General features: G+C 68.7%; 4 protein-coding genes, 1 tRNA gene and 2 pseudogenes. 4 read left to right on the top strand and 3 right to left on the bottom strand.

What is annotated here, in order from left to right; genetic code table 11:
- Positions 1-191 precede the first annotated feature (191 nt).
- Positions 192-267, bottom strand: a tRNA-Arg gene (locus J7E68_RS16730).
- 16 nt (positions 268-283) lie between these two features.
- Positions 284-1,093, bottom strand: a complete 810-nt coding sequence (locus tag J7E68_RS16725) for an SGNH/GDSL hydrolase family protein (protein ID WP_251049089.1) — start codon at positions 1,091-1,093, stop codon at positions 284-286.
- 70 nt (positions 1,094-1,163) lie between these two features.
- Here J7E68_RS16725 and J7E68_RS16720 point away from each other — a divergent pair.
- Together J7E68_RS16720 and J7E68_RS16715 are read left to right on the top strand one after the other, a co-directional pair.
- Positions 1,164-2,779, top strand: a pseudogene (locus tag J7E68_RS16720) (arginine--tRNA ligase).
- 38 nt (positions 2,780-2,817) lie between these two features.
- Entirely contained in the window at positions 2,818-3,675 is an 858-nt protein-coding gene (locus tag J7E68_RS16715) for a DUF2993 domain-containing protein (protein WP_215174491.1), read from the top strand.
- A gap of 4 nt (positions 3,676-3,679) precedes the next feature.
- Here the strand turns inward: J7E68_RS16715 and J7E68_RS16710 are convergent, their stop codons facing one another.
- A complete protein-coding gene (locus J7E68_RS16710; RefSeq protein WP_215174489.1) occupies positions 3,680-4,735 on the bottom strand; it encodes a YihY/virulence factor BrkB family protein in 1,056 nt (351 codons plus the stop codon).
- 149 nt (positions 4,736-4,884) lie between these two features.
- Between J7E68_RS16710 and lysA the strand changes: the two genes are divergently transcribed.
- Both lysA and J7E68_RS16700 read left to right on the top strand, forming a co-directional pair.
- Positions 4,885-6,294: a diaminopimelate decarboxylase gene (gene lysA / locus J7E68_RS16705; protein ID WP_215174487.1), complete on the top strand. Its 1,410-nt coding sequence runs from the start codon at positions 4,885-4,887 to the stop codon at positions 6,292-6,294.
- Positions 6,295-6,355: 61 nt separating this feature from the next.
- Positions 6,356-6,624 (top strand): annotated as a pseudogene (locus J7E68_RS16700) (homoserine dehydrogenase); the annotation flags it as partial.

The following is a 6,624-nucleotide window of genomic DNA, read 5'->3' as shown; positions in this document are numbered from 1 at the left end:
CAGCAGTCCCGACTGCCCCGACGCGGGTCTAGGCGCCGGCCTTGAGCTGTTTCTGCGCCGACGTAGGTCACCGCGGACACGAACTGCCATCGAGAACGAGCTTCAACGAGAAAAGCCGCCTGAAACCAGGCGGCTTTTCTCGTACTTGGGGGTTACGCGTACGTATTCACATACCATCCGCGTACAACCCGTGGTGCCCCCGACTGGAATCGAACCAGCGACCTACGGTACCGGAAACCGGCGCTCTATCCACTGAGCTACGGAGGCGTACCGATCGACAATATCACTGCTCGGGTGCGGTCTCCGACCCACCGGCCTCGGTCACCGGCGCGCCGCCCAGTTCGACGAGTGCCGCGGCCAGCTTCTCGGCGAGGTAGCGGTGGCCGTCTGTCGACGGATGCTTGCGCCCGACCTCCACGTCGATCACCGAGAGATAGTTCTGCTCGGTGATCCAGTCCTGGGCGACGGGGGATATGTACCACCAGCCGCGGGCAGCGGCGAGCTCGCCGAGATCGGTGTCGATGCGTGCGGTCTCGGTGCCGACCGGCAGCTCGTGCGGAGCCGGCCCGAGGATGACGATCGTCGCCTCGGGATACTTCGCTGCCATGGCATCCCACGCCGCCGTGACGGCGTCGCGATAGCCCGCTTCGCCCTGCGCGCGGTCGTTGATCGACCCCTGCAGGATGATCAGGTCGGGTACGAGAGAGGGGTCGAGGGCGGCGATGCGGTCACCGAATGCGGGCCCGTCGAGTCCCGGCTTGAGATATCCGCTGCCGCGGACGCCGTCGACGATCGTCTCGCCGTCGAGCAGATCGGCGAGCACATACGCATAGCCGAGGGTCGGCTCGGTCGCCGCCGAGCCGTACGTCCAGGAATCCCCGAAGACGAGGACGGTCGGATGTTCGGGCAGGAGCAGCGGAACCGGGGCGATCGTGACCGCCTCCTGACCCGTCGCGGCAGCGCCGACGGGCGCCGAGGACGGCACCGGAACCCACGGACGCCACACGCCGACGATGACCGCGGCGAGTGCCAGGATCACGGCGGCGGCGAGCCCTGCGACGGGCAGGCGGTGGCGGACGGATGCGGCCTTCATGGCATGACTGTAGATCACGATCCGGCCCTCGCAAATTCGGGCGCGTGACGCGCCGTAAACTGGAAGGCCTATGAACCCTGAAACGCTCGCCCAAGCCCTCCTCGCCGTCCTCGCACCGATCGCCGAGGAACGACGTCCGGGCGAGCCGCTGGCGCTCGCCGCATCCGACATCGTCCTCGACCGTCCGCGCAACCGCGACCACGGCGACTGGGCCTCGAACATCGCGATGCGTCTGGCGAAGCCGTTCGGCACGAACCCGCGAGAGCTCGCCCAGCAGATCGCCGACGGGCTCGCGAAGGTCGACGGCATCGCGAGCACCGAGGTCGCCGGCCCCGGGTTCATCAACATCCGCCTCGACGCCGCGGCCGCCGGCGCGCTGGCCAAGGTCATCGTCGACGCGGGCGTCGAGTACGGCCACAACGACACGCAGGCCGGTCACAGCATCAACATCGAGTTCGTGAGCGCGAACCCGACCGGCCCCCTGCACATCGGCCACACTCGCTGGGCGGCGCTCGGCGACGCGATCGCCCGTGTGCTCGCGGCCTCCGGTGCGAAGGTCGCCAGGGAGTACTACATCAACGACGCCGGCGTGCAGATGGAGCGCTTCGCGAACTCCGTGCTCGCCGCGGCCAAGGGCGAGCCCACGCCCGAGGGCGGGTATGCCGGAAGCTACATCGGCGATCTCGCGGCTCGCGTGCTCGCAGCCCGTCCTGATCTGCTCGACCTTGCCGACGACGAGCAGGTGGTCGTCACCCGCGAGCTCGCGTACGAGTTCCAGCTCGAGGAGCAGAAGCAGTCGCTCTCGAAGTTCAACGTCGACTTCGACGTGTGGTTCTCCGAGCGCACGCTGCACGCCAAGGGGGAGGACGGCACGAGCTTCGTCGACCGCGCCGTCGACCGTCTGCGCGAACAGGGGCACGTCTTCGACGACGAGGGTGCCGTCTGGGTGCGCACGACCGACTTCGGTGACGACAAGGACCGCGTGATCCGCCGCTCGAACGGCGAGTACACCTACTTCGCCGCCGACGCCGCGTACTACCTCAACAAGGGCGACCGCGGTTTCGAATACAAGCTGTACCTGCTGGGTGCCGACCATCCCGGCNNAAGAACGTCGAGGTGCTGATCGGCCAGCTGGTCTCGGTCGGCGGCGCGCGTCTCAGCAAGCGCGCGGGCAACATCATCGAGATGGACGACCTGCGCGAGTGGCTCGGAACCGACGCGCTGCGCTACTCGCTCGAGCGTTCGCCGGCCGATTCGCCCCTCGCGCTCGACCCCGAGCTGCTGCAGAAGCGCACGAACGACAACCCGGTCTTCTACGTCCAGTACGCGCACGCCCGCACGCACAATGTCGCCCGCAATGCCGCCGACTCGGGTGTCGATCGCTCGGAGTTCGCTCCCGAGACGCTCACGCACGAGACGGAGGGTGCACTGCTCGGTGCTCTGCAGGAGTTCCCGCGCATCGTGGCCTTCGCCGCCGAGGTGCGCGAGCCGCACCGTGTGGCGCGCTATCTCGAGGAGCTCGCGGGCCTGTACCACCGCTGGTACGACAACTGCCGCGTGATCCCCCAGGGCGACGACCCGATCGAGACCGTGCACCGCACGCGTCTGTGGCTCAATGACGCCGCAGGCCAGGTCTTCCGCAACGGCCTCGACCTGCTCGGCGTGTCGGCACCAGAGCGTATGTGACTCGGCGGTCATCCACCGCCGTAGGGCAGGATGGCAGCATGAGCGACGACAACCACACTCTCCCTTACCCCGCCGCAGATTCCGAGCATCCGACGCTCGTGATCCCCGGTGGGAAGGGAGACGGCGGTGCCGTCGAGGCTCCGCCCCGTCGCAAGCGCAAGAGATGGCCGTGGGTGCTGCTGGTCGTCGTGGTGGTGCTGGCAGCGCTGGTCGTCGCAGCCGAGCTCGTCGCCCGTTCCGTGCTTCCCGGGATCGTCCGCGGGATCGTGATCGATCAGCTCGACCTGCCCGCCGATCAGGAGCTCGAGGTCGAGGCCGAGGGCATCCTGCTGCCGCAGCTGATCGGCGGCACGCTCGACACCCTGCATCTATCGACGGACTCCGTGACCCTCGAGGGGATCACCGGAGCCGTCGACGTCACCGCCACCGGGGTGCCTCTGCGCGGGGGAGAGCTGAACGGCGCTTCGGGCACGATCCGCATCGACGAGTCGCAGTTCACGACCCTGCTGGAGGGCACAGACCTTCCCATCGAGACGGTGACGCTCGACTCCCCGAACGCGACGGTGGCGGGATCGGTCACGGTGCTGGGGATCGCGATCCCGGTATCGCTCACCGTGACCCCGGGGGTGGCGGAGGGCGACCTCGAACTGACCCCGGTGGGAATCTCGATCGGCGGTCTCGAGGTCGACGCCGACCAGGTCGGATCGTCGCTCGGATCCCTGGGCGCGAGCCTCACCGAGACACAGCGGGTCTGCATCGCCGATCAGCTGCCGGCGGGGATCACCCTCACGGGCCTCGAGATCGACGGCTCCGAAGCGGTGATCGACGTCGATGTCGACGGGGCGATCACGACCGATCAGTCTCTGCTCGACAAGGGCGTGTGCCCCCGGAACTGAGGCGTCAGCCCTTCGCCGCTCCGGGGCGGGTCTCTCGTTCCGCCTCCTGAGCTTCACGGAGCTCGGCAGTCGCGAGGGCGACCTCGGCCTCGGCACGCTGCACGCGCCTCTGCGGGAAGGTCGTCGCACCGAAGCGGGCGTGCACCCGGTCGTGGCGCTCCTCTTCCGAGGTGACGATGTAGGCGCTCGAGATCAGGATGACCTGCGTCGACAGGTTGAGCCAGATCAGCAGCGCGAGCAGTGAGGCGAACGACGCGAGCAGGGGATTGCTGGTCGCGCCGCCGATGAACAGGCCTGAGAGCTCCTGCAGCACCAGCAGACCGATGCCGCCGATGAGCGACCCGATCCAGAGCGATCGTCCGGCCGGTCGGAGGCCGGAGAGCATCCGGAAGATCCCTGCGATGAGCACCGTGTCGAGGGCGAGCACCACGAGCAGCGAGACGATGCGGATGCTCCAGGTGGCGACAGGGGAATCCGCGGGGATGCCGAGCAGCCCGCTGATCCAGGTGATCCCGAGGCGCCCGGCGAACGTGACGGCTGCTGCGGCGACGAAGAGCACGGCGACGCCGGCTGCGAGCAGGAGGTTGCGGAGCATGACCCAGATGAACAGGACGTCGGAGTGGGATGTGCCGGCGAGCACGCGCACCGCCGTCCGCAGCGACCCGACGGCGCCGAGTGCCGAGCCCACAAGGGCGATCGTCGATATCGCACCCGTGATCGACAGCGAGATCGGCTCCCGCAGATCGTCGGGATCGATCACCCCGCCCTCGCCGATCAGGCCGGGAACCACCGACTGCACCGAGGCGATGATCGCATCCCAGGCATCGGGATTCCCGGCGAGCCACAGGGCTGCGAGCGAGAATCCGAGGAGCACGGCGGCGAACACGCTGAAGAGCGCTCGGTAGGTCACGCTGTCGGCCAGCATCGGGCCTCGACGCTCCGAGTAGAGGAGGAAGGCCCGCACCGGCCGACGGGTCAGCGCCCAGCGGATCGACGCGGTGCTGACGCGAGCGATCAGACCGGGCCGGGGTGCGTCTGGGGCTGCGGATTCGGTGCTCATCTGATCAACCTTAGGAGGCGGGGCGACGTGCACGCAGGGGGTTGACGCCGGAGGTCACCATGACGGATGCGGCATGGACCGTGCCCTAGAATCGGGGGCAACCTCGCAGTGCGCGTACCCGCCCGAGACCGTCCCACGATTGGTGTTCCTTGCTTTCCCCTGCCGACTCGCTCGCCCCGGAATGGCTCGTCGTGCCCGACGACGTGAACGAACTGCCGGCCGCCGTCTGGCCCGCATCCACGGCGCGCGACGGCGACGGCGTCCTGCAGATCGCGGGTATCCCCACCACCGTTCTGGCAGAGACCTACGGCACCCCGCTGCTGGTGATCGACGAAGACGAGGTGCGCTCGCGTGCTCGCGCCTTTCGGGTCGCGTTCGACGCCGCAGCCTCCGATCACGGCACCACTGCTCAGGTCTACTACGCGGGCAAGGCGCTGCTGACGACGACGGTCGCCAGATGGGTCGTCGACGAGGGGCTCCGCGTCGACGTCTGCACCGGGGGAGAGCTCGAGGTCGCGCTCGCGGCGGGAGTCGCGCCGTCGTCTCTCGGATTCCACGGCAACAACAAGTCTGTCGCCGAGCTCGAACGGGCCGTGGCGGTCGGAATCGGCACGATCATCGTCGACAGTGCGATCGAGATCGAGCGGCTCGCCGCGATCACCGCACGGACCGACGCTGTGCAGCGCGTGCTCGTGCGCGTCATCAGCGGAGTGCACGCCGAGACCCACGACTTCCTCGCCACCGCTCACGAAGACCAGAAGTTCGGCTTCCCGCTCGCCGAGGCCGAGCAGGCCGTCGCCCGCATCAGAGAGATCCCGGGGCTCGACTTCGTGGGGCTCCACTGCCACATCGGCTCGCAGATCTTCGGCGTCGCGGGCTTCCGCGAGTCCGCGTCTCGTGTCCTCGAACTGCATGCGGCGCTTCTCGAGGGCGGCCCGGTCCCGCAGCTCAACCTCGGCGGCGGCTTCGGAATCGCCTACACCAGCGTCGACGACCCCACGCCGATCGAGACGCTCGCGGGAGAGATCGTCGACGCGGTGGCCGAGGGGTGCGAAGCCCGAGGCATCGCGATCCCCGCGCTCTCGTTCGAGCCGGGTCGGGCGATCGTCGGAACCGCCGGTGTCACGATCTACGAGGTCGGCACGACGAAGGACGTCGCACTCGAGTCCGGCGCCACGCGGCGCTACATCAGCGTCGACGGCGGGATGAGCGACAACGCGCGCCCCGCACTCTACGGCGCGCAGTTCTCGGCCCGCCTCGCCTCCCGAACAGGTGAGGGGGCGGCTCAGCTCAGCCGAGTCGTGGGCAAGCACTGCGAGTCCGGCGACATCGTCGTCGATCATGAGTACCTTCCCGCCGACGTCGCCCCCGGCGATCTGCTGGCCGTTCCCGCGACAGGTGCGTACTGCGCGCCGCTCGCGAGCAACTACAACCACGTCCCTCGTCCTCCCATCGTCGCGGTGCGCGACGGCAGGTCGACGGTCATCGTCCGAGGCGAGACCATCGCCGACGTCCTGTCGCGGGATGCCGGTATCGGGGCATCCGAGATCCACCGCTGATCTGCACCGGACCGTGCCGGTCCGGCGGCGCACGACTGAACCACCCTTCTGAGGAGAAGCAATGACGACTGAGTACCGACGACTTCGGGTGGCGCTTCTGGGCGCCGGCGCGGTGGGCTCCCAGGTGGCCGACCTTCTGCTGCGTCACGGCGACGAGCTCGCCGATCGTGCGGGCGCCTCGCTCGAGCTGGCGGGGATCGCCGTGCGCGACCTCGACGCGCGGCGCGACGTCGATCTTCCGAAAGAGCTCTTCACGACCGATGCCGAGTCGCTGATCCTCGGATCCGACATCGTCATCGAGCTGATCGGCGGGATCGAGCCGGCCCGCAC

Origin of the sequence: Microbacterium sp. ISL-103 (genome assembly GCF_018613995.1) — a bacterium.
In the GTDB taxonomy this organism is placed as follows: Bacteria; Actinomycetota; Actinomycetes; order Actinomycetales; family Microbacteriaceae; genus Microbacterium.
Note: the sequence above shows the minus strand (reverse complement) of the source record. Positions and strands in the feature narration are given on the sequence as shown.